General features: G+C 61.7%; 12 protein-coding genes. 5 read left to right on the forward strand and 7 right to left on the reverse strand.

Going from position 1 to position 23,687, the window contains the following annotated elements; genetic code table 11:
* Positions 1 to 19: 19 nt before the first annotated feature.
* The 3 genes from ACTG4X_RS27055 to ACTG4X_RS27065 all read right to left on the reverse strand — a co-directional run bounded on the left by ACTG4X_RS27055 (position 20) and on the right by ACTG4X_RS27065 (position 11,991).
* Entirely contained in the window at positions 20 to 742 is a 723-nt protein-coding gene (locus tag ACTG4X_RS27055; RefSeq protein WP_440532376.1) for a hypothetical protein, read from the reverse strand.
* Positions 743 to 855: 113 nt separating this feature from the next.
* Positions 856 to 1,233, reverse strand: a complete 378-nt coding sequence (locus ACTG4X_RS27060) for a hypothetical protein (protein WP_440532377.1) — start codon at positions 1,231 to 1,233, stop codon at positions 856 to 858.
* A gap of 6 nt (positions 1,234 to 1,239) precedes the next feature.
* Positions 1,240 to 11,991: a hemagglutinin repeat-containing protein gene (locus ACTG4X_RS27065; protein WP_440532378.1), complete on the reverse strand. Its 10,752-nt coding sequence runs from the start codon at positions 11,989 to 11,991 to the stop codon at positions 1,240 to 1,242.
* Positions 11,992 to 12,393: 402 nt separating this feature from the next.
* Here ACTG4X_RS27065 and tnpA point away from each other — a divergent pair, with 402 nt between their 5' ends.
* From tnpA to ACTG4X_RS27085, 4 genes are all read left to right on the forward strand, one after another.
* Positions 12,394 to 12,789 (forward strand): IS66-like element accessory protein TnpA, encoded by a 396-nt coding sequence (gene tnpA / locus ACTG4X_RS27070; protein ID WP_440532379.1) that lies wholly within the window; start codon positions 12,394 to 12,396, stop codon positions 12,787 to 12,789.
* Positions 12,786 to 13,133: an IS66 family insertion sequence element accessory protein TnpB gene (tnpB, locus tag ACTG4X_RS27075; protein WP_097197973.1), complete on the forward strand. Its 348-nt coding sequence runs from the start codon at positions 12,786 to 12,788 to the stop codon at positions 13,131 to 13,133. Before tnpA ends, tnpB begins: the two co-directional genes overlap by 4 nt.
* Before the next feature lie 85 nt (positions 13,134 to 13,218).
* A complete protein-coding gene (gene tnpC / locus ACTG4X_RS27080) occupies positions 13,219 to 14,820 on the forward strand; it encodes an IS66 family transposase (RefSeq protein ID WP_440534390.1) in 1,602 nt (533 codons plus the stop codon).
* A gap of 58 nt (positions 14,821 to 14,878) precedes the next feature.
* Positions 14,879 to 15,367: a hypothetical protein gene (locus ACTG4X_RS27085; RefSeq protein ID WP_257014540.1), complete on the forward strand. Its 489-nt coding sequence runs from the start codon at positions 14,879 to 14,881 to the stop codon at positions 15,365 to 15,367.
* Between the two features lie 410 nt (positions 15,368 to 15,777).
* On the opposite strand, the gene ACTG4X_RS27090 is transcribed toward ACTG4X_RS27085, so the two are convergent.
* The 4 genes from ACTG4X_RS27090 to ACTG4X_RS27105 all read right to left on the reverse strand — a co-directional run bounded on the left by ACTG4X_RS27090 (position 15,778) and on the right by ACTG4X_RS27105 (position 21,302).
* Positions 15,778 to 17,844: an SNF2-related protein gene (locus ACTG4X_RS27090; RefSeq protein ID WP_440532380.1), complete on the reverse strand. Its 2,067-nt coding sequence runs from the start codon at positions 17,842 to 17,844 to the stop codon at positions 15,778 to 15,780.
* A complete protein-coding gene (locus tag ACTG4X_RS27095; protein ID WP_440532381.1) occupies positions 17,825 to 19,564 on the reverse strand; it encodes a hypothetical protein in 1,740 nt (579 codons plus the stop codon). The genes ACTG4X_RS27090 and ACTG4X_RS27095 overlap by 20 nt, the downstream gene beginning before the upstream one ends.
* A gap of 65 nt (positions 19,565 to 19,629) precedes the next feature.
* Positions 19,630 to 21,033 (reverse strand): hypothetical protein, encoded by a 1,404-nt coding sequence (locus ACTG4X_RS27100; protein ID WP_440532382.1) that lies wholly within the window; start codon positions 21,031 to 21,033, stop codon positions 19,630 to 19,632.
* Positions 21,030 to 21,302, reverse strand: coding sequence for a hypothetical protein (locus ACTG4X_RS27105; protein ID WP_440532383.1), 273 nt, complete (start codon positions 21,300 to 21,302; stop codon positions 21,030 to 21,032). The genes ACTG4X_RS27100 and ACTG4X_RS27105 overlap by 4 nt, the downstream gene beginning before the upstream one ends.
* A 117-nt stretch (positions 21,303 to 21,419) precedes the next feature.
* On the opposite strand from ACTG4X_RS27105, the gene ACTG4X_RS27110 reads away from it, so the two are divergent.
* Complete coding sequence (locus ACTG4X_RS27110) at positions 21,420 to 23,633, forward strand: hypothetical protein (protein WP_440532384.1); 2,214 nt, start codon at positions 21,420 to 21,422, stop codon at positions 23,631 to 23,633.
* Positions 23,634 to 23,687 lie beyond the last annotated feature (54 nt).

Below are 23,687 nucleotides of genomic sequence, written 5' to 3' on the forward strand. Positions count from 1 at the left end.
CCTTCGCGCGACCTAGGGGTCAAGGTGCTGCCGACCGCACTACCACCGCGCTTGGTGAAACCTGTGCGCGAATGTTCTGGGCAACCCTTGTCGCCAGCGCATTGACCGCATGGTCATAGCTCTGAGCTACCTCCTGCGGATGCTCGACCAATTCATGGAAGCTCGACCAGTGATGGTCCGGGTTCGCTGGCACGCTCCATGATGCGTTCTCGTTCGTTGCGTCGGCACCGTAATAGAGCGTTTCGCTGTAGAGGCTGTCTTCCGTCTCACCTCGAACCAGATAGGCACTCAGGTTGACGCGCGGCACATAGTCCCTTGAGAAACGGGCAGAAAACATGCCGACCTCATTGAGATAGACGCGCAGCACTGCATGGGTCGGAGGCAATTTGCTTTCATCGATCACAGACTGTGCTGGTCGCCCCGAGGCGCCTTCGACTACCTGCGCTTCATAACCCTGGACAGTCAATTGCCGAACCAATGCCGCCGTGAGTTTCGGTCCCATGTCTTTTCGCGTGACCTCCATACGCTCATTGAAGTCTGAACTCTTGATGCGGTCTGCCACCGACTGCCACAGCACGCCGAGGGGAATACCCTTGTTCTCGGTATGCATCTTCTCGATCGATGCCACGGGAACCACCATGACGCGTGCCACTGGAGCCTGCTGCACAGGTGTGGCAGGAGACCGGGCACAACCTGCCAGAAAACCGAATGCGAGAAGAGAGGTCAAGAGTTTGATGTGCATGGAATTTGAACGCGTGGCCCGAGACCTGATTGGCGTAGTGCTGGGATCGCCTAGGTTCATAGTTCAGAAGATTCAGGCCGAAGAGGTAAGGCCAGCGCCGTCGAGTAGAAGCTTCAGGTTTGAGAGGGCGGGATTTCGCCATGGAATGCGAAGTCGTAGCGCTCGTCCTTGCGGATAAAGGGTTCCGCCATTTCTTGCCAAACCCAGATTGCATTTTTTTGTATCTCTGTCGGAGCTTGCAAGCCATTTATGTAGCTGCGCAGGGCATAAATGACTGAGTTGTAATCGGCAGCAGGCAAGCCGCAAAAGTCATACAACATCTGGTATTGGCCTTCTGTGATCTCCTCGAGTTGCGCGGGATGTGTTTGTGCCAACGCCTCATTCAGCAACTCCCCGAAAGCAGCAAAAGTAGGTGAGTTGACGTAGCCGTCGTTCACCTGTTTTCCTACGGGCATCGATGGATCAAATCCAAAAAAAATATCGCCAGACATAAATGCTCACTTGATGATCATGATCTTGGCCGCCTGCGCAGGAGGCAATGTATTGATGTAATTTTGTAGCACCTGCTGGTTTTGCGGCGTAAGTGTTCTGAAATCCATCATCACGATATTCGCCTTGCTTAAATGCTCTTGAATTTGATTAACTCCCGGTGGCAACTCGCCTGGAGCTTTTGGCACCGTCATGTTTTTCTCAAAAAACTTGTTCATGCCTGCGATCTCAGCCGGCCTGCCGCCACCAGTCGTATACATCAAGTCCACCGTTTTGCCGGCGTTTTCTCCGCTGGCGAATTGAAGGTCAGGTGATTTTTTTTCAAACGTCGGCGGCCCTTCATAGCGCTTCAATGTCCCGAGGAGTGGCTCCACCTGAGCGGCCGCTGCAGCCTCGGCCGGTCTCAGTTTGGTGCTCCCACCGACGTCCGGCACATTCAGTTCGCCCTGTCGCACCAGCGGCGTTGCACCGGGGACAATCTCGGTGATTCCTTGACTATTCAAACTGATCCGGACGGGAGGCAATGCCGTGCCCGCAGGTGCTGTGGGCGTATAAGTCGACGGGTTGTACCACCGGGTATCGGTGCCCCAGCCTTGATATGCCGTGACCTGATTGCCACTCGCGTCCCGGAATGTATAGATGGGACGTCCATCGGCCGTTGTCTTGCCCGTGGCCAGCGCATCGCTGGGCAAGTTCTCCCAGCAGTTGTTGTGGACCCAGACGCCTTCATCCCCATGCGCACCCTTCACGAAGTAGGTGTGATAGTCCGCCACAGTCATGTTGTAGGCACGCAGCGGTTCATCGACCACGCGAGCACTGACAACGATCTGCCACTTACCGTCACTGGCAAGAAGCCTGAAGCCGGCCCGCAGATTGGCCGCATCAACCCAGCGCCCGCCCTTGATATCGCCGGGATAAATGTGCCCTTCGGATGCCGGGGGCGGGGCATCGCCCTCCGGGATCGTAAAGAACGGGTGAATCCTGTTCGAGACGATAGTCTGCTGTCGCCCCCTCTCGTCCTTAATCGTCAGATAGACCGTTTCCTTGTACGGATTGCCGTACTGCGCCAGCACAGTCTTGTAGCCTTGCGCGCCATCAGATTCATTGCGTGCATACACGCGGTCACCCACTCGAATGTCCTTGATCGGGACGTAGCCCGAAGCCGTCCTGACCTGCATATCTCCCCTAAAGGAACAGTTCCGAGCGCCTGAAACCCCAGCAGAGGGGGCTGGTTCATCGAGCATTCTTCCTCTGAGCCGATCCACTACCTTCCGAGCAACCCCCGCCATAGCCCCTTCGGTCGCCATCGCGATGTCGATGTTCATGGCCAGCGAGGTCATGATCTCGCTCTTCGTGGGGATCACGCACGAGGAGGTTTTGGCGCACGCCAACTGGTAGTTCAGGTTGGCGGTGAAGTAGACGTCCTTGACGAACTTCATGCCGCCTGTGTCGCCGTCTGACCTGAACTTCTCGTAGAGATCGGCCCAGGCCTTCTTGGAATCGGCCAACTCTCGGACATTGGCCTCGGAGGGATCCTTCAGCATCGCCAGTTCTGCCCGATGAAGCTTGTCCAGCAGGTCCTGTTGCTCCAGATCGACTCGATCCCATTTGTCGATCACCGCTTTGCAGTTGCCGACCTTACTGCAGTCAGCCAACTCCTTTTCCTTTTGGGCCACCTGCTTGCCGGTGAGGAAATTGTTAGTGACCTCGTTGAACGCCCCCACGGCACCCGGCGTACCGCCCACTGCCGCGCCCACGGCGGTGGTCAGGCTGGCCACCAGGATATTGCGGGTCGCCTCGTCCACACCCAGGCCGCCAACGACCCGATCAATCACTGGCGCAACCTGGGTGCTGAGCACCGCACCTGTGGCTCCTGCGGCGCCTGCCGTCAACCCGCCAATGACCGCATGTCCCGCAGCGCGACAACTGCCATCTGCAGACCAGCAACTGATGCCCTCCTGGTCTCCTTTGTCCTTTGCCTCTTGCAGTCGCTGATTCGCGACGTCGGCCCAGGCTCTTGTCGCGTTTTGCCCGAACTGCTGCGTGATCTGGGCTTGTGCCTGAACGTCCTTGAGGATGGCTTGTGTGTTCCAGTCCTTGACCAGCGTCCCGGCGCTGCTGGGGTCGCCGGTCCTGATGCTCGTATTGCCCGCGATACCAGAGATGCCGCTCGTGGTCACGCTCGTTTGGCTGCTGCCGTGGCTACCCACGCCGGCGCCACCGGCCGGACGAGTGCTTGCCATGCTATTGCCATTCGCATCCTTAGGCGGTGTCCAGGACCAACTGGATGACTGCTCGGGCGTGTTCTCAGTCGCGTCCGTCGGCCGGGTGCCGTAGCCAAGGGGGACACTGGCACCGACCGCATACGCCTGCCCGTCGGAGCGATTGACGTTGTTCAGGTCCGTCATCGTCAGCGTTCCGCCCGTGTGGAAGCTGTTGCGGTTGTTGTCGATGGCCGCCTGCGTGCTCTCGATCACGGCGCCTGTGAGGGTCGTGTTGCCCTGGACATTGACGTTGAAGCCGCCAGCCCCGGCCATGATGCCGGACTGGGTGTTCGGGCTGACATAGTAGCCGTTGGCCGAAGCGCCACCTACACTGGCCGAGGGCAGCACGATGGCCCCGCCGCAAATCGGTGGAACACAGATGCTCAAGCCGAAGCCGCTGTTGGACTGACGACTCTGGCCGATGCTCACATCCTGCAAGGTCGTGATGTTCAGGTCGCCTCCAACGTCCGCCGTCACCCGATTGGCTTCGATGGTCGCCCCGTTGAGCGTCAGGTTGCGTCCACTGGAGACGTTCACCGCCTTACCGCCTGAGACCTGGGTGGCGTTGTAGGTGGTCGCGTTCTGGTTGTCGCTGCCCTTGCCGTTTTGCACGCCGATCTGGAAGCTGAGACCGGTCTGAGCCCCCGCGCCGAGGGTCACCCCGACACTGGCGCCGTGGCTGGAGTTCTGGCCCACCGTCACGCTGGTGTTCTTGCTGGCCGCCAGGGTGATGTCGTTGTCCGCCGCTAGGTTGGCGGTGTTGCCCGCCGCGATGGTGGAGCCCACGACATTGATGTTGGAGGCAGCCCCTGCACCCGTGGCGACGATGTTGACGTTGTTGGCCCCCATCACACTGGAGCCCACGGCCGTGCTGGTGGTCGTGGTGCTGGTGCCCTGGCTGGTGTTACGGCTCAGGCTCACACTCACGCCGTAGGTCAGCGGGGAGCTGGCGCCGCCCGCGAAATTGCTGACACTGTCATAGACCTGCTTGCCCGTCATCGCGACATTCAGTGCGCCAAGGGCCTGAGCGCGACTGTTGTTGGTCTCGCTCATGGCCGAGACGGAATTGCGAAGCTGGCCCAGGGTCCCGCCTCCACCTCTGTGCAGGTCGGTGGTGCTCACGCTTACGCCGAAGGCCCCTACGCTGGCGCTACCGCCCAACTGGGAGCTGGAACTGCGCTGCAAGCTCGTGGTCTGTTCGGTGTTGTACGCCTCGTTGATGGTGACGCTCTTCGCCAGGATGCTCACGTCCCCGCCTGCCAACGAACCCGCCTGCCCCGCGGCCAGAACGCTGCTGGCGGTTTGCCGGTATTCGTTGCCTGCCACGAGGGTCACATTGCCCCCCAGGCTAGCGACCTGACTGGATTGCTGGGTGGTGCCGATACTGGCCTGCGCTTCAAAGTTCTTGACGTGCCCCAGCCCAGGTGCGGACCAGGAACCGATGAACCCACTCTTGCTGTTGGCCGCCGAACTGCTGCTGATCCGGGTGTTCTGGGCGCTCTCGATGGTGAGGTTGCGCCCGGCCACCATGGTGATGTCCTTGTCGGCCATCACAGTAGCGGCTTGCAAGATCGTGTCACGGCCGCTCACCGTTTGCAGGCTGCCCGCAGATATGGTGGTGCCCACGGCCTGGGTCTGGATGTCGGCGCTGGCGCCGTTGCCCGAACTGTTGCGGTTGCCATAACCACCAACAGGCCCCCCCGCGTCGGAGGCGACGGCCCAAGCTCTCGACAATGCCGTGGAGCTGCTGCGCTGCTGGCTGGCATGCAGTTCCTGGGTGGTCCGGTTGGCGGTGATCAGATTGATGTCACGGCCTGCGGACAGGCTCATCGCGTTCTGGGCGCTCAGTTGCGCGGCCTGGGCATTGAGGTCGTTGCCCGCGACCAGGGCCATGGTATTGCCGCTCAGGCTGCTGGAGACCACGTCCACGGTGCTGGAGCTGTCCAAGGTGCTGGAACTGCTCTTCCTGAACAAACTCTTAGAGGAACTCTGCGTGGCCGCAGCCACGCTACTTGTGGCTTGACCCGCCGTGATGTTGATGTCGTTCTTGGCCGTGGCTACCAACGCACCGTCCATGCTGGCGATCGCACCCGCACGGATATTCAGGTCATTGCCTGCCGCAAGCCGCACATTGCCCTGTCCCTGGATGACGGAGCCAACCTCCTGACTCTTGGATGAGATGCCCGCCGCGTTCTTGTTGGCGAACGAGATGGTGTAGCCCTCGGTCACCGTGCCCAGCTTGACATCATGTCCGGCACCGACCCCCACTGAGCCTGCGCTGACCAAAGCCGCGCCGATCAGATTCACGTCATGGCCCGCGGACGCGATCAACACGCCGCCCGGATTGGTGACGTAAATCCCCGCCACGCGGTCGATGGCAGTGCTCGTGCCACGGGATCGGGTGGTGGTTTCTATGTTGATATCCCCGCCGGCCGTCAGAACAGCGGCATCCCTGGCCGTGATGCTCGCACCGATATTGTTGATGTTGTTGCGCGCATCGATCCTGACGCTGCCACCCGCAATCCGCCCGCCGTCAAGGTTATTGACGTTTTCGGCTGTGATCGACACCAGGGAGCGGCCAGCAATGGTGCCGGTATTGACCACATCCCCCGAGCTCTTGATGACCGTGGCATCGGCACTCAGAAGTGCCCCAGAGCCATCGATGTCACCCGGACGAACGCGCACATACACCTGCGGAACGAGTACCTTCTGAGTGGAGCCATCCGGCAAGGTGACCGTCCGCTCGACCAACCAGACGATGTCACTGGTCAGTTGGGCCATCTGCGCTGCCGTCAGGGCCACGCCGGGGCGCAAGCCGTACTGCTTCGCGAAGGTCACCCCCGCATCCATCAGCGCGGCGTACTGATCGTCGTCGTTGTTGTACCCATCCAGATAGCGATATCCCGTGAGCTGAGCGACCTGCTCACGAATGAGCTTCTGCTCGTAGAAGCCGTCGCCCAGACGCTTGAGGATGTTGTTGGGGTCCAGGCCGAGGCTGTTCAGCAGGTAGTCGCTGCTGAGCCAGTTGCGGTAGTTGGCAAAGCGCGGATCGGTCTCGATCAGGTAGCCGCCGCCCGCACGGATGCTGAACAGGCTGGCGGTGGGGATGCGCGTATTCGGGCCACTGGTACGCACGACCATCGGTACAGTCTGGCTCGCATCGGTGTCTCCGGCGCCAGCGGCAGCATCGGCTGAACCTGCGGCACTTCCCGAAGTTTTGATGACGGCACCGACATTGGCCGCTACTTGCACGATGGTGTCCGGGCGGTTACCGCCATTCGTCCCACCGGCAGCGCCCGCGCTCCCCGCCGCGCTACCGACCGGTGCAGATCCTGCATCGTAGCCATTGGTGGCGTTGATGTTCTCCTGGTACTTGTAGGCGCCCAGTGTGATCGTCTCCGGCGCAGTGATGATCGGTATCGGAATGGGTGTCTGCGACTGCCCTTCGTTATTGACCACTGTTGCCGACCCTGTGACCGTTCGCGTACCCGACAACTGGGAGGACACATACTCAGTGGAAGTGATAGTCCCGCCTGCCAGCACCTGGCTGTTCTCGTTGTACAGCCGACCGTTGACGCTCATGCTTCCGCCCGCAACAAGATGGGCAGGATCGATGTTGATTGCCGTGTCTTCCGTGGTCGTGATGAGGTTGTTCCAGACACCGTAGCCCCCCATGCCGACGAGTTCGCCAGTCTTCTGGAGGAAGACCAGGCCATTGCCGGCGTCGAGGGTGACTTCGTCCAAGCGGTAGGTAGTGGTCCTGCCGATCCCGCTTCCTAGGGGAGTGTTGGGCGCAATACCAACCTGAAGGCCGGATGTGACCGTTTGGGGCCCTCTCTGAATGTGCACGTCGCGGTTGTTGACGTTCGCCATCGAAATGGACATGTCACCCAGCGACTCGATGTCTGCGCTTAGGTTGTTGAGCACAGAGCCCTGCCCTATGGCCTTGCGGTTGGCGTCAAGCGAGCCGCCAATGCTCATCGCATCCGCGCCCATTCCGCCGCTGAAGATCAATGCATGCTCGCGGTTGGTGATGGTGGTCGCACCAATGTTGAGGGTGCTGCGCGCGGCAATGGTCCCTGCCTTGGTCACGCCGGCGACAGTCTCCGCGTCATTCTCGAGCGTACCGGTGGCAATGGAGATCGCATTGCCGTAGATGCGACCCGTGCCGATATTTTTCAGAGCCCCTGTTCCTGCATTGATCTGCGTGTCGTTCTTGCTGTCGATCAGGCCACGGTTGGTCAACGTGCCGCTGGTGTTGATCGTAGTGTTCGTGCCCGACATCTCCGCATTGGCCGAGTTTTCAACGTTGTTGCCACCGACCGTGAGCGTCTGGCCCGCAAGCAGCTTGCCGTTATTCGTGAAGTTGCCAGTGGTGGTGTAACTCAGGTTCCCGTTGGCGGCCACCTCGCCGTTGTTGGTGACGTTCTGTGTGAGCGCGAGGCTCAGGTCCTGCCCCGAAACAGCCTTGCCGTCACCGCTGAACGTCGCTGCGTCGATCTTGAGGCTCTTGTCTGCTACCAGCGTGCCGTTGGTATTGACCAGGTTCAGCGTCTTGGCACCGGGATTCGCGCGATTGGGGTCGCGAATGCTCAACTCGTTGCCGGCCGAAAGCAGGCCATTGGTGTTGCTGACGGTGCCACTGCTGGTGATGGTCGTATCGACATCGGCACGGATGGCACCAGAGGTGTTGTCCAGCTCGCCAGTGCCGATGGCAACGGACTTTCCTTCAATGCCCTGGTTGGTGCCGAGCGTGTCTTTGTTGACAATGCTGCCGGCGTTGAGCGTGGTTGTCGCTGCCGAGCGGACCAAACCGCTCGTATTGGCGATGCTGCCGGCATTGATATCCAAGTTGCCCACAGCCAGCGTCTGACCGCCGCCGTTGTCGTAGCGCGCACCGTTGGTGTTGATCACAACCGCAGACTGCCCGATCACTTGGCCATTGCCTGCGTTCGTGAACAACCGGGTGCTGGCGTTGAGCGCATTCTTCACGCCGATGAAGCCCGCCGCATTGTCCACGTCGCCGACGTTCTTGAGGGTCAACGTATCAGCGCTGGTGATGCCGCCCTGTTTGGTGGTGTAGCTCGCGGCGTTGGAATTGGTGAGTTTCTGGCCATCGGTATCAATGGTCATTGCACCGCCATTGGACTGAACCAGGCCGGTGTCGTTGTTGAGGGCGCCCGACTTGATGTCGACGGTGGTAGCCGCCGCCAATGTTCCCTGCTTGCTGTTGTCCAGAGCATTCTTGCGGGTATCCACGCCCAGGCTTTCGCCAAAGACGGTGCCGCCCCTGTTGATCAAGCCCCCGTTCGTCAAGGCCACGTTGGCGCCTGCTTGCAGCGTTCCTCCGATGTTGGTAGTCGCTCCGGATGTGGTGACGCTCAAATTCCCCTTGACCGCAGCGGCAGTCCCACCGCTGTTGTCCAGCGTTCCGTCTACAAGAAGGGTCGTGCTGCCATTGGCAGCCAATGTCCCGCCGACGTTCGTTGCAGCTCCACCGATGGTGGCGCTCAAGTCGCCCACTGCCGTCACACTGCCGGCATCGTTGTTGAGACTGCCCGCCGTGGCGGTGGTGTTGCCACCCGCTCCAATCGATCCTTTGTTGCTGTTGTCGAGCAGGCCGCCAACGGTCAGACCGAGGCTGGAAGTTTCTGCGGCACGAACGAAGCCGCCTTGGTTAGTCAAGCTGCCGGCTGCGATGGTCGTGTTGCCGTTGCTCGCAATGGTGCCGGATGTATTGTCGATCGCTCTCACGACAGTGATACGGGTGGCGTCGGAGCCGGTCTGCACAATCTGACCACCACGATTGCTCAACGAGCCTGCGTCGATGGAGATTTGCTTGGCGCTGGTTGTCGCCTTACCGCCGTCCTGGTTGAATGCCCCCGACACGGCGACCACCAACGCGTTGTTCGCTGTGATCTGACCGTCGGCACCGTTGAAGCTGCCCCCTGTGATGGTCAGAGTTCCGGGACCCGCGTGCTCGATCTTGCCCACGTTGCTGGTGATGGCTATGCCCTGCAGTGTGAGGTCTTGCCCATTGCTGGCGATGCGGCCACCGTCGTTGTTCAGCGTGCCGCTGGTCGCGATGGTCGTCGCACCTGTGCCGGTCTGCGCGATCTCGCCCGCGTTCGTATTGACGAGGTTCGAGGCGTCGATTTGCAACTGGCCGGCATTGAGCTTGCCGGCGTCGTTCACGAGGGCCTGCGCCGCGTGGCTATTGGCCGTGATGCTCAAAGTGCCTGGCGTGACGACCGTGGCGTTGCTGGTGGTCACATTGCCCTGAGCAGCCGTGACTGCGATGTCAGTCGCACTGGTCTGGCCGGTCGACAGGTCGACGCTCGCACCTTGCAGCGTGGCGTTGCCCGCCGCGATGCTGGTGCCGTTGGCGACCAGGGCGCCCGTGGAGGTCACACGCAGGTCACCTACAGTGCCAAGCTTGCCATCGCCCTGAGCGCCAGCCGCGAGCACACTGGCTGTACCGCCACGCACGCTGCCGGCAGTGATCGTGATGTTGCGGCCCGCCGTGACAGTGCCGTCGTTGGTCAATGCCCCGCCAACCGCAATGTTGGCATCGTTGCTCCCGCGCAGACTGCCGTCGTTGGTGAGCGATCCGGCCTGGATGCCGAGATCGGTGGCCGCGCTGATATTGCCGCCACTGCCGTTGGTCAGTGCGTTGGCTGCGCCAAGCTGTACGCCGGCTTGTGCAGACTGAACACTACCGCCAGTATTCTCCAGCGAGCCGGTGTTCAGGCTCAACGCCTGATTTGAAGCCAGCGTGCCGCTGTTGTTGGTGGTGGCGCCAACAACGTTCGCGGTCAGTACACCCGTGGCCGTGATCGTGCCGCGAGTGTTCTCAGCCCTCCCACCCACCGTGAGGTTCACATCGGAAGCGCTTGTCAGCACACCGTCGGTGTTGATCAGGTCGCCGCTGGTGGCAATGGTCAGACTGCCCGCATTGAGCTTGCCGCCCGTGTTGTCGAAGGTGCCAACGTTTGCGCCGAAGCTCTGGCTGACGTTCAGAGTGCCACCAGCATTGGAGAAGCTTGGACCAGTGACCGCCATGCTGGCGACTGACAACGTGCCACCCGCGTTATTGATCTGTGGTGTTTGCAGCGCGATCGGACCACCAGCGTAGAGGCGGCCACCGTCGTTCAGAATCGTTCCCGCCGCAGTGATGGTGCCAGGCGATGTGGGGACAAACGGTGCCGGTGCCGGCGAAGCCGCATTACTGGAGCCTGAATCCGCTCCGGGGCTGGTTCCCGTGGTGGAAACGCTTGGACTGGTGGTGCCACCTGTGCCGGTGCTGCCCCCGGTGCTAGTGCTACCTCCCGTGCCAGCGGTCGGCGCTGGTGCCGGCTCGATACCGATGATTCCGCTGTTGGTGTTCGAAAGGACCGGTGCAGTGATGCCGAGGCCTACGCTGCCGGTCTGGCGGATCGTGCCGCCCCGGTTGTCAATGTCACTGGCACCGGAGATTTCTATGCGTGTGCCTTCGAGGGTGCCCGTATTTTCAAGACGTCCCGCTGCCGTGACGATGAGATTGCCGTTGCTCGCTCCGATGTTGCCTGCATTACGTACACCCAAGCCGGCCTCATTGCCCACAAGCGTGATTTTTCCTGCATACATGCCGCCGAGGGCCGCCACATCGAGAGTGAAGGTCGGTGCTGCGCCCGTTCCTGTCGTGGGCGTGATCTGCGTGTGGTCGGCGCTGATCTGATTTGCACCGGTCACCACCTTGAGCTCGCTCGCCCAGATGCTCGCGTTGGCCTGCACGGCGCGCGCGAGGATGGCAGCGTAGTCAGTCCTGCTGGCATCGAGGCCCGCACCGTCGATGGTGACGGTGCCGCCACGAACCAGGAAGCTGTCGAGGCCGCCGATGGCGTTGAATTGCGGCGTGCCCGTCGTAAGGGTTGCCCGAGAGGCGTTGATGAAGCCGCCACCATCTACGCTAATGCCGGCCGGGTTGGCAATCACCACCTCGGCGCGCTGTCCGCCGACCTCGATGTAACCACGAAGCTGGCTGGGAGAGCCCCCATTGACTTCGTTCAAGATGATGCGCGCGGGGCCCGTGGCGAGATTCGGATTACCCTGCACAAAACCGCCGAGCTGCGTCTGCACGTCGGTTCTGCTGTTGTTCAGGATCGCGCCGTTGGCGCCGACATTGAAGGCGTTGTAGACGTTGCGCGAGACGCCTGCGGCGCTCGGAGTTTGTACATTGATGAGCGGCACGCCGTTGGGCGCCACCAGCACCGTCGGTCGCAGGTTGCCTGGGACATTGGGCGCTCCAACGATCTGGGCATACGCGGATGTCGTCAGCATGGCCGCCAAGGCTGCCCCAATCAACATGGGAGCGAGGACCACGGCGCTGGCCGGCGCGCCTTCAGATGCTTTCGTCGCCTTGTTCGACGCCTTGCCCGTGCTCTTGGCCGTTTCCTGAACCACCATCCGCATGCCTCTGGCTGCATTGAAGACGACACGATGAAGCTGGCGATTCATGCCCTGGACTCCCTGAGAATTTTTGAATGCTTTTGGCGCTTTTGTATCAAAAAGCGTCAATTTCGATTATCGGTGTGCGAAAGCCCCAAAAAGAAGGGCTGACCCATGTCGGCCTGTGCATAAGGTCACGAATAAAACATCGGCAAATCTCAAGAATTCTTTAATTTAATTCTTAGGTATTCACATTTGCAGGCTGCAAATGTGTGGGCACCTGCAGTAGTCGACTTCGCCGCCCCGATGCCCTGTCACTTTTGACAGTTGCGGGCGTTCCGGAAGGCGTCCGAAGATCGCTCGTAATGGTCCGACGAAGGCCGTCCTTGCCTGATGCGCAGGCTGCAGGAAGCATCTGACCTCAATCGCAGACCCGCTTGGAGGTGTGCGCTAAAGGAGATGGTGCACACCATGAAGAGTGAGCAAGACTCGAAGGCCGGCCGACGACATCACGACCGTGCGTTCAAGCAGGAGCTGGTGCGACAAAGCCTGGAGCCAGGCGCGTCCGTATCGGCGATCGCGCTGCGCAGTGGCATCAACGCCAACATGCTGTTCAAGTGGCGCAGGGAGCATGTTCGAGCCGCAGGCGACGCGCCGCCGGCGGTGCTGTTGCCGATAGAGGTAGCACCGGCGACCGAGGTCATGTCCATTCCGACTTCCGCTGCGCCTGCCCCATCGTCATCGAGACCGACACCGCGGACTGGCGTCATCGAACTGGAGTTCGCCGGCGCGCAATTGCGACTGCGTGGCGCTGTCGACGAAGACAGTCTGTGCAGCGTCCTGCGCGCGCTGCGCCAGAGTGCATGATCGGCCCGCGGGCGGGCACCCGCGTCTGGCTGGCCGCTGGCGTGACGGACATGCGTTGCGGCATGGACACGCTGGCGGCGAAGGTGCAGACCGCTCTCACCGAGGATCCGTACTCCGGCCACGTCTTCGTCTTCCGCGGGCGGCGCGGCGACCTGGTCAAGCTGTTGTGGAGTGACGGCGACGGCATGTGCCTGCTGGCCAAGCGGCTGGAGCGAGGGCGATTCGTCTGGCCACAGGCCGAGTCGGGATCGATCTCGTTGAGCGGTGCGCAGCTGTCGATGCTGCTCGAAGGCATCGACTGGCGCCGACCCGAGCGCACCTGGCAGCCACGCGCAGCGGCGTAGTGGAGCATCGGCCAAGTTGACAGGACAACTCCCGTTGTAGGGCCAGGTACCGACCGGCACAGTCGTAGCCATGACCTCGCAGGAACTGCTTGCCGCCAACGCCGCGCTCAGCGGCGAAGTGCAGCGCTCGCAAGAGGCATTGAAGATCGCGCTGCTGACCGTCGAGAAGCTCAAGGTTGAAGTGGCGTACTTGCGGCGCATGAAGTACGGCCGCTCCAGCGAGCAGCTTGAACACGCTCAGCTTGAACTCGTGGGCGGGCAGCTCGCGCAGCCGGCGGTGACCCCCGCGGTGCCGGGCGAAGACGACGCTGATGGCAAGCACCCTTCCAACGTCACGTCCATCGATCAAGGCCGCAAGAAGCGCCAGGCGCGACAGCGCACCGGCGTGCGCGACTTGCCAGATCATCTGCCGCGGCGCACCGTGATGCATACGCCGCACAGCGGTTGCAACTGCCAGGCCTGCGGCCGCGGTCTTCGCGAGATCGGCCAGGACGTCGCGGAGGTACTCGACTATGAGCCGGGCAGCTTCCATGTTGTGCGCCACGTTCGCCCCAAGCTCGCTTGCGCGAACTGCAGCACGATCACGCAGGTGCCCGCGCCGAGTCGCCCCATCGATCGCTGCATGGCCGGCGCCGGGCTGCTCTCGCACGTGCTGGTGAGCAAGTATTGCGATCACACACCCTTGTATCGGCTGTGCCAGATCTACAGCCGTGAAGGCGTCGAGCTGCAGCGCTCGACCCTGGCCGACTGGGTGGCGCAGGCGGCACGCTTGCTGAGCCCGCTGGCCGAAGCCATCGGCCGCTACGTGTTGGCGGCTGACAAGATCCACGGTGACGACACGCCGATCCGCGTGCTCGGCGGCGCCGGTGCCAAGGCGCGCACTGGACGCCTGTGGGTGTACGTGAGGGATGACCGCCCCAGCGGCGACACAGCGCCGCCGGCGGTGTGGTTCCAGTACTCGGCGAACCGCAGGGGCGAACACCCCGTGCGCCATCTGCGGCACTTCAAGGGAATCCTGCAAGCTGATGCCTTCGCTGGCTACCACCCCTTGTATGAAGACGGCCGGGTGGTCGAGGCGGCTTGCTGGAGCCATGCACGGCGCAAGCTGTGGGACATCCACGAGCGCCAGCACAAGCTCGGCGGAACGCTGGCGCACCAGGCGCTGCAGCGCATCGGCAAGGTCTTCGGGGTGGAAGCCGAGATCCGAGGCAAGCCGCCACACGAGCGAATGCGGGTTCGCCGGGAACGAACCGCTGCAATGCTGGGCGACCTGAAGGCATGGTTCGACACGGCGCTGTCGCAGGTCTCGGCGAAGTCGCCGATGGCGTTGGCGATCGGGTATTCGCTGAGCAACTGGACGGCGCTGACGCGCTTCGTCGACGATGGGCGGATCGAAATGCACAACAACGCGGCCGAGCGCGCGCTGCGCGGCGTGGCGATCGGCCGCAAGAACTACCTGCATCTCGGCTCGGACAACGGCGGGCACAGCGCGGCGGTGATTTACACCTTGATCGGCTCGGCCAAGCTCGTCGGCATTGATTCGCAGGCCTACTTGCGCCACGTGCTCGAGCGCATCGCCGACCATCCGAGCAACCGTATCGACGAGTTGCTGCCGTGGGCGGTCGCCAGTGAGCTTGCCAAGGCGGCGCCGACGAGCTCACAGCCGACTGACAAGCTCGCGGCCTGAGCGCATCGCCGCTGGCAAAATCGCCAGCATGCGTGTCAAGCAGATCGAAGATCTCCCCATGGCCACCAGCGCTGAGCTGTACCAGCTCAGCTGGGTCATCGAGCAACTCATGGCCGACCCCAGGCGCATCGTGCAGGCGCGCTCGCAGTTGCACATGGGCCAACTGGTGAGGTACTGGGACTGGGGGACCGGCAAGCTGCGCGAGGCTCGCATCGCGGCGATGAAAGACCGGCAGGTCACACTGATCGATGAGCAAAGCAAACAGCGCTTCAGCGTGCTGTACGCGGCCGTCGTGCCTGTCGATGATCAGCAGGCAGGCGCGTCACCCTCACCGGCGACTGCCGCACCGCTGAGGCCGCCGCCGGAGATCCATCACAAACAGGACTTCCGCGTCGGCCAGCGCGTGAGCTTCACCGACCAAAGCCTCAAGCGCCACGTCGGAGAAATCGTTCGGATCAACCAGCGCACGGCCACCGTTCACTGCGACGGCCGCGCATGGCGCGTGGCGTTCGCTCTGCTTCAACACGTCACCGACATCACGCCTTAAACCACCCGGCCGTCAACAACGGCCTCGAGCGGACTATTACGATCGCTCTCGAACGATCTCGACTCAACCGACGGACCTAGGAGTGCAGAAATGCCAGCTGTGAGACTTGAAGGCTTCATCGAATTGGACGGCTACTTCGTCGCACTCTGTGCGGCCCCAACAGGGAGAGGGCTGGTGGTCGTGGGTACAGTTCGAGCAGGATCTGGAATTCGGGGACGGCTTCACGAAGATTCCTGCTTTTCGTCACCGTGTCCCAGGCGTGTTCGCGACCAAAGCAGGCTCGCTCGAAGCGGCGCTTGAATACGCGTTTCAACTCGCCGAAAAGGGTGCAGTCGAGGCCTGGATGCACTGATCGTCAGGAAGTGCGTGCGAGGGTCCCCATGCATGCAAAGCGCAGACGATCGGTGGCTTTACGGCACCGCGAGGCGTTGATTCAGCAGGCTGAGGCGTTGTTGGGTTTCGACCAGAACCGTCTCGGAAAATGACCGCTCCCGCTCAACACTTTCGTCGTCGAGTGAAGGAACACCACCCAGCAGCAGCCCGAAAGCGTGGATCCGTTGCTTCATGACTTGCACGGCTTTCTCATCGCGAGTCCCATCAAAGCTCGGGTACGCATAGCAGATCGGCTGGCCCGTCAACGATGCCCACGAGCCGACGCGCCGCACGCGTCCATTACGCTGCAGGGTTCGCACGGGGCTGGGGTCCAATTCGTAGTGGATCAAGTGCCGGCAACAGCGGTGCAGGTCGACACCTTCACTCAGGCGGTCGGTTGCGACCAGCACGTCGGGCCCGAAGGGACTGTTGAAGACATCAATGACGATGTCGGGCTTCCCCGTGTACAGCGTCTTCGGCCGAGGGGCATCGGTCTCATGGTGCCAAGCGCCCATCACACGATGACCATCGTCGAGCCGGCCGGGGAAATGCGACAACTCGCCGCCGAAGGCCCGCTGTCCCTTCGCCATGGATCTTAGAACGGCCAGTGTCGACGTGGACTGCTCATCCAGGAGCTTTCTCACCAACGCTTGTGCAGCTTGGGAAATAACTGCGACCTTGCGGCTCGCATTTCGCGGTCGGATGGTTCGGAACTGACGCGCCAGAGCCTCCGGGGTAATCGCGGGCTCCTTGAGCCACCTGCTGACCTGTACTCGCAGACCGGGCGTGCAAAGCCAATCGACGATCGGGGCGACGAGGGGGCTTTTCTCTTCATGCAGCACGGCTTCCCACGCCGCTCGCCAGACTTTTTCCGGCGGACCATCGCGATCGGCGCCAGGGATTTTCAACGATCGCTCCAACGCTTCGAGGAGTTCGCTGGCAGTGGCGCGGTGATGACAGAACACGAGTACTTTTTCGCCATCATCCAGCACTGCGCGAACGGCTTCGGTCACGGCCGCAATCTTGGGGTGCGGCCCTGCGCTTCGTGTGTCGTGTGCCAACCTTGCTGCATGGATATGCTGTTGGACTGGGACGCTATGGGTTGCTTGATCCTGGTTCATAACCCGAGTCAGTGCTGTGCCGACATGCTGCCAGCCGATGTGGAAGCGCGGGTCATTCCGCCGTTCGCCCTTGCGCTCTGCTGTCAGCTGTAGGAGGCGATCCATCCGCAGCAGCAGGGAAAGGTCATCGTGCGTCGCCGAAGCCGTGGCAATCGGCCAAGGCGTTGCGCCGACGACGCCGAAGTGCTCTTTTTCGGACTTGGACAGGTCGTCAATGCTGTGACGCACGACATAGGGCTGAAGTTGGGCGATTGCGGCCTCGGCTGCGCCCAGCAGTCGTCGAGCCTCAGTGGCTAGGTCGTGGCCCTGACCCAACGTGTACAGGCGTTTCAGTTCCTTCGCATAGTGGCGGACCGCCTTCAGCTCCGTCGCCCCAACGAACCGCAGTAGTTGCTCCAGCTCGGAGAGTCGGATGCTGAATGGTGTCGCCGTGAGGATGAGTTTCCTTTTGGCATGACCGCCGAGGTTGTGGAGCGCTTCGTTGAATGCGCTGCCCTCGCCTTTTGCACGGTGAGCCTCGTCGATGATCATCAGATCGCACGCAACGCGCAGCTTGCTCTTGCCGTAGCTCTTGACCAAAGCGTGGTGGGTGGCGACTTGGATGCGCCCAAGGTTTAGTCTTTCACCATCCCTCTGCTTGATGCGATCGGTATTCGCACCCAAGTGCGAAAGCATGGGAACGTGCCGCTCTAGTTCCTCGGCCCACCGGCGACGCAGAACCTCGTTTGGCGCGTAGATGCGCACTCGCTTGTTCTGGCAGGCGACAGCCCACGCGACGAGCGCTCCGACCGTCGTCTTACCGAGCCCGACGTCGTCCGCGAGTAGCACACCGCGTCCGTCCACAAGCCGCGCCAGGATGTCCTTGGCGGTCCTGAACTGCCTCTTGAGCGGTTCAACGTGGAGTCCTCCCGATCCCTCTTCGAGGTAGCGGTCAGGGTGGTTGAGAAAGCGCCACTCGCGTGCGTCAAGTTGGAAGTCGTTCATCGTTCTCGTTCCTGATCCACCAGAGCAATTCCTCGGCGACGAGTGCTGCTGCAGGACCGAGACGCCGCGTATAGAGGGCGCGGAGCTCTTCGCCGTCGAGACGGACACGGTCCCTGAGAGTGGATTCGTTTGATGCCGCGCTCAGGGCGGCCCGCCATCGGTCGACCACGTGAAACCCATTGCGTGCATCGATCCATTCGTCCATCGAGTAATTGGCAGCGGGGGCACCGGTCCGTGGACGTGTCTTGCCGACGCCTGGAATGGAGTCCGGATCCACCACGGGGCCACCATAGCGCTGGAGTAGGAAGGCCTCTCGCAAGGACTTGCTCACGGCCGGATCGAGCTCGGGCAGTGGCGTCCGGGCAAACTTGACCGGCTGACGGAGGTCGACGATGTGGACATCGAGGGTGACTGGACCCTGGATGAATTGGACGGTGAGCGGAGTGTCCTCTGGATCGCTCCACGGGACTGTGGCCGCGGCCTGTTGTAGCGAAATTCCCTGCTCCCGTCCATGAGCGAAGCAGATCGCCGCTGATATGGGCGTGACACCGTCCGAGCTGCGCGCATGCAGCTGAATGCTCGTTCCGTCCCACATGGCCTCCGCCCATTCCAAGGGCGAAGTGCGCACCACATCCTCCACACCAGCGGTGCAAAAAGCGACGGTATGAGGCGGATCGAAGAGAGCGCGCATCCTCTCGAGTTCTGTCCAGGTGGATTCGAAGACGGCACCGAGTTCAAAGTTGCGCGGAGATCTGTTCCCTGCACCCCAGGCCGAAGGACTCCAATTGGCCGAAGTCACAAGTAGGTAACGCTTAGCTCTTCTTCGAAGGAGGTAGAGCTTCGCATGGCTCCATCGAGGATCCGCATCGTGGTGTTGCTCCGCAAGCCTCGCGTCATTGGCAAAGCACTGGAGCTTCACGTTGTTTGTCTCCAGCGAAGTCTTCGCCTCTTGGGAAAGAGTCCAGCCATTGCGCTGAGCCCAAGGATGTTCCGCGGCAATCCACTTCACATGAATTCTCTCTCGGGGGACATTTGCGTCGTTGGCCCATCCGGAGAGCGTCTTCGTATCCCATTCCCCGATGGTCGGCACCAAGATGTGGATCTCCGACGCCTCCAACGCTCGCAGCTGACGGGCTGCGCTGCCAGCGCCGGGAACGCTTGCGACAAACTGAACCCCGTCCGGGCATTGGGCGCGGCCAAGCAGCGTGACCAAGCGCTCCATTCTTGTCGCAGCTACTGTTCCCGCCGAGGCGCCCAGTGCCGCGAGAAACGGAATCAGGGAGCCCCATGACCGGCGTCGCTCCAAAGAGCTACGAGTGCCAAGAGTGATCGAGACATTCCACCCCGCTTGCACCTGTTCCTTGAAGGCCGAGGACGTCAAATTCGTCGACGAGACGTGCAAATCGATGAAGTTCTCTTCGTCGCGCGTCCAGTGAAATGCCCACAACTTGGAGTGCTGCACTGCGCGTGATGCTGCGCCGACCATGAAGTGGCTCACGTACCGCCACAACCAAGGGTACTGCGATGGCTCCCGTTCTTCGCGAGGTGGAGATGAGATCACGGTCAGTCGACCATGGAGGACTTCGAGCGTCGTCCCCAGCTCGCCAAAAAATAGAGCCCGTTCCTGCGTCTCTTGTGAAAGCGAGTGCGTCAAGCCCAAGAGCGAAGGGAGAAAGTGTTCGACCAGCAGCCCGGAGTCGGGCTGGTCGAAAGTTGTCATCCACGCTTCCTCAAGCTGAGCTCCGGGCGGTAGCGTGGGGAGGGCGTCTTTCCAAGTAGGTGAGGTCACAGGAGTTCGTCCTCCTCATCTGGTTCATCCCTGGCTAACCCATCGAACTCGTTACGCGTTACCACGGCCAGCGTGGCGTTCATCTTCGCGACCCCGCACTGGGCTGCCAAACGGCTGAGCGCCAGTAAGCGGAACCGGTAGTCGCTCGCCGCGACATCGCTGGCGGCCACGAGGGGGATCATCTTTCCGCCCTGTTCGCGGAACCATCGCCGGCCGCCGCCGTGTTCATGGTGATGCCGCGCCAGAGCACGTATCTGTTCGAGCGGGCTGGAGGCCCGGCACACGGCTTCCGCAAGCTGCGAAACTACGGCCTCGTGGGGAAAGAGTTCCCTCGTTGGCTCTCCAAGCCAGGCTGCGCCGGCTTCGCGAATCAGGTTCAGCGCGTCTTGCAGTTGTGCTGACTTCGCCAACTGGATGGTTGCGGGCGCTTGGTTCACGCCGTCATTGTTGATCTCGTGCCAGAGCACCCGGACGGCATGCATTGCGGTGTCGGCGAAGCGTGTGAACGCGGGGAGCGGCGCAAGCGCCCCTGGATCGAGATGTTTGGCGAGCAAGCTTGAGGTGATCAAGCCTTCGCACAGATCGGCGTGAGACCTCGCACCTTTCACCTGCGCCAGCGCCTCGGCAACCACACGTCGAGTGGAGTCGGCGCTGAACAGCGCCGGCTCAAGCAGACGGCGCTCATCCGAGGGCAGTTCTTCGCCGGCAGCGCTGTCAGGCGTGGGAAGGTATCCCCCTTTCTTGGCGGCTGACGCCTCCCAACCGCGCTCCACCCAGTACCGCGCCTCTTCGCCCGACGCCCAGTGGCCCCACTTGGTGCCGTTCTCGAAGTTCGCCTGTTTCAGGCGTGCTTCGCGCGGCAAGCTGTCGTTCACCAGATCGGCGAGTTCGAGTCCCGTGGCGCCTGGCGTCCAGCCGTCGCCCGTCGTCAACCCCCGGACGTTTCGCAGAACCACGCGGTAAGCTCCATACATGCCGATCTGCCGGTAGCGACGGAACTGGTCCGCGCTCATGGCGAAGTCGGGGAGCCGACGTTCAGCCCTGCGCCAACGCTCAATGCTGCGTCGCCCTCGAAGCTGTCCGGTCGTTTGTCCGGCCTGCAGGGTGCGGTCCACCCACATGAGTTCCAACGGGCGAAGCCATGCATACCGCGCACGCTGGTCATCGCGGCGTGACAGGTCACCGCCACCAGCTTGAGCCCACGCAGCGTGCGACCACTTGAGACACCAAGAAAGAAGGGAGATCCACCTCGCGTCGGAAATGGCGTTGCTCAGGTCAGGCGCGAGCAGATCGGCGAAGTAGTCGGCACCCGCACGGAGGCCAAGCGCATCGCCGCGCCGTATCAACACTGGATTCCAAGGGGCGGAAAGATACCAGCCGTGTTGCTCGGACTGCGTCATTCGTCAGCAGCAGATGTCAGTGCTTTGATCACGCTCCCAGCGAGATCAGTTGCAAGCTGGTTTGCGGAAACGCGGAACAGAAGCATTTCCGTAGGAACGAGGGGCACGGCCTCCGCTGCGGCCCTCCACTGCTGGTCATTTGCCTGGCGCATCACTTCGAGGTAGATCGGATACCCCCACGATTTGCGTAACTGCTGCGCTCTCAGCCATTTCGCGATGACTTTCGGCGTGTTCGGCAAGGCGTGTTTACCGTAAGAGTGACCAAGCATGGGTAGAGCAGGAAAACGGTTCGATCGTGCGGCGCATGGTGGGTTATACGTGCCCCCAATCCTAGAGAGCGGCTACGTTAGCATGACGATACAGTTGTCGAAATCGTTCCGCGTCCGGTGCCCAACTACTACGACCAATATTTCCAGCAACAGCTGACGGTGCAGGTTTCCCTGCATGCCGCAGCAGAAGCAACGGCCAGCGCCTATCTGGATGGAAAGCCCAGGCTTCGCGGCAAGTACAAGGTCACGTCGGCGGAGCGCGACGCCGATTTCTGGTCAAGTCCGTTTTTGGAGGAACTTCCTTCGGAGGCATGGAGATCGGACCTGATGGTGTTGGCACTGGCACGGTACTTCGCGCAGGAGCGCATTGCCAATGTGGATCTCCTGGCGCGCATCGCCACTGACTCGCCCCGCGTCTTGTGCAACGCGGTGCGCTACGCCGGACTGGTCCTTTGCCAGCATTCCCCCCGCCGGACGGATTTGGCCCAGATTGCAGGAGCGCATCCCGAGGTTGCCGAGCTTTGCAAGGTTCTCGACATCTTCGAGTTGGCGCACCGTGAACGGCTCGCGGCGGTGGAGCACGCGAGGAGCACATTGAGGGCACTCACGCCATTCGATCTCCTGATCCATGCCAGCCTGCATGTCTTCGAACACATCCTGCCCCACAGCCTCGCGCCGTCGCCGCGGTTGGACGGTGCGGCTTCCGCCAATGAGGTCACCTGGCACGCCATCAACGACATCCTGCTGTGGAAGCTCGCCACCGCGCCCGAGAGCACACTGAAACTGCACGAGGCGGACATCGGCCGTTCGCTGGGCGAGCACCTCGCCCCGCTCCTGTCGCCCTCTTCGGCGGTGCAGTCAGTTGTTGCGCACGAAATGCGAGCCGCATTCGGTGCGCTCCTGGAAGCACAGATTGAGCTGAACGAATTTGTCTCCCGATCCGCCGATGCGTTCAGCTACGACGACGGCATCCGGTTTGTCCGCAACGGAACGACGTTGGAGATCGAGGAAACAGACCCTGTTGCACGCGCCGCATGGTCGCGGGACAGCCGCAAGCTGGCGCGATTGCACGAGTATTGGTTCTACAGGGCCTTGGACGAATTCGCCGGCTCGGAGATCGCGACGCGCACGATCGGACGACCTGAGAACCACGAGGCGAACCGGCTGGCCTACATCCGCGCGATGCGCACCCGGCTACAGCTGATGGAGGTCTACGGCGTGGCAGAAACCGTGACCACGGACGCGGGCGATTCGGTCGACTTGTTCCAGGCGCTGCTCTCGCTGGAACTGATGTCGGCATTCTTCCTTCGCGATTTCATCGGCGAGTACGTTAAACACCTTCAGGTCTCGGCGGATTGGGTGGAAGCGCTCAGAAAGCTTGTCGTGGGCGGTCTTGGCCAGGGACTGGAGAACCGCCTACCGCTTACGTGGTCGGACCGTGACACCAAGATCTTACGTATCACCGGGTGGACGGTGAGTCCCGAGGCGCCGCAAGGCAGCCCTCGCATGGCGGCCCGGATTCTGGATTTTTGGACAAGCGACTGGGTTTCGCTCGCAGTGCAGGTCCGCAGTTCGCAGGCCGGCTTGCGGCCCGAACTGTTTGAACGACCGATCTTGAAGTTCGGGCAGTGCCTGGTGCAGTTGCCTTGGCTCATCTGCATGCAGAACAACAGCACCGCGGCGATCAACAATCTACGCAGGCTTGGCGCGCGAAGGGGTGAGGCACGAGAAGAGACGCAACGCATCGAAGCGCACCTTGGGAAGGCATTGGAGGCACGCGGCTTCAGAGTGATGCTGAACTGGCACCCGCCGATGGGAACGCATGAGAATGCCGGCGAGGTCGACCTGATCTGCGCCAGGGATGGCATCGTTTTCGTGATCGAGGTGAAGTCCACCTTCATTCGCAAGTCGCAGCGCGACACGTGGCTGCACGCCACCACGACACTGAGACGAGCGGGACAGCAGTTGCAACGCAAGGTGGCGGCCGTGCTTGAGGCGCTTGCGCAAGATGGCGAGTTGACGAACGGCCTTGGGCTGGAGCTATCTAGAAGCGCACCGCCGATTCATGGCTGGATCGTCGATACCTCGATTGAGCGGGATCACGAGAGATTCTCGGGATTTCTCAAGTTATCGCTGGAGGAGCTTTTGATCGCGCTGCGGGATGACCGGAGTTTGTTGCACGATCTGAATGGGATTTTTTCGCGCCCTGCGCGTGGACTCAACGCGTCGAAGGTCGGCCACACCGGCACAAACACGCTATATCCCGCTGGCTTCACCGCCGGTCTGTTGATCGAGGCAATCGAAGCAGAACTCGTTTGGGATTCGATCTGACATCACCAACATGGCCCCACCATCGATGCTCGAATGACCGGATGCGACGCCATC

Origin of the sequence: Variovorax sp. YR566 (assembly GCF_051992195.1) — a bacterium.
In the GTDB taxonomy this organism is placed as follows: domain Bacteria; phylum Pseudomonadota; class Gammaproteobacteria; order Burkholderiales; family Burkholderiaceae_C; genus Variovorax.

What these genes read in the sequence shown, in the direction of transcription:
- ACTG4X_RS27100 (WP_440532382.1), bottom strand. Translation starts at nt 21,033, where the DNA reads ATGACGCAGTCCGAGCAACACGGCTGGTATCTTTCCGCCCCTTGGAAT.
- ACTG4X_RS27095 (WP_440532381.1), bottom strand. Translation starts at nt 19,564, where the DNA reads ATGACAACTTTCGACCAGCCCGACTCCGGGCTGCTGGTCGAACACTTT.
- ACTG4X_RS27055 (WP_440532376.1), bottom strand. Translation starts at nt 742, where the DNA reads ATGCACATCAAACTCTTGACCTCTCTTCTCGCATTCGGTTTTCTGGCA.
- ACTG4X_RS27105 (WP_440532383.1), bottom strand. Translation starts at nt 21,302, where the DNA reads ATGCTTGGTCACTCTTACGGTAAACACGCCTTGCCGAACACGCCGAAA.
- ACTG4X_RS27060 (WP_440532377.1), bottom strand. Translation starts at nt 1,233, where the DNA reads ATGTCTGGCGATATTTTTTTTGGATTTGATCCATCGATGCCCGTAGGA.
- tnpB (WP_097197973.1), top strand. Translation starts at nt 12,786, where the DNA reads ATGATCGGCCCGCGGGCGGGCACCCGCGTCTGGCTGGCCGCTGGCGTG.
- tnpA (WP_440532379.1), top strand. Translation starts at nt 12,394, where the DNA reads ATGAAGAGTGAGCAAGACTCGAAGGCCGGCCGACGACATCACGACCGT.
- ACTG4X_RS27065 (WP_440532378.1), bottom strand. Translation starts at nt 11,991, where the DNA reads ATGAATCGCCAGCTTCATCGTGTCGTCTTCAATGCAGCCAGAGGCATG.
- ACTG4X_RS27085 (WP_257014540.1), top strand. Translation starts at nt 14,879, where the DNA reads ATGGCCACCAGCGCTGAGCTGTACCAGCTCAGCTGGGTCATCGAGCAA.
- ACTG4X_RS27090 (WP_440532380.1), bottom strand. Translation starts at nt 17,844, where the DNA reads ATGAACGACTTCCAACTTGACGCACGCGAGTGGCGCTTTCTCAACCAC.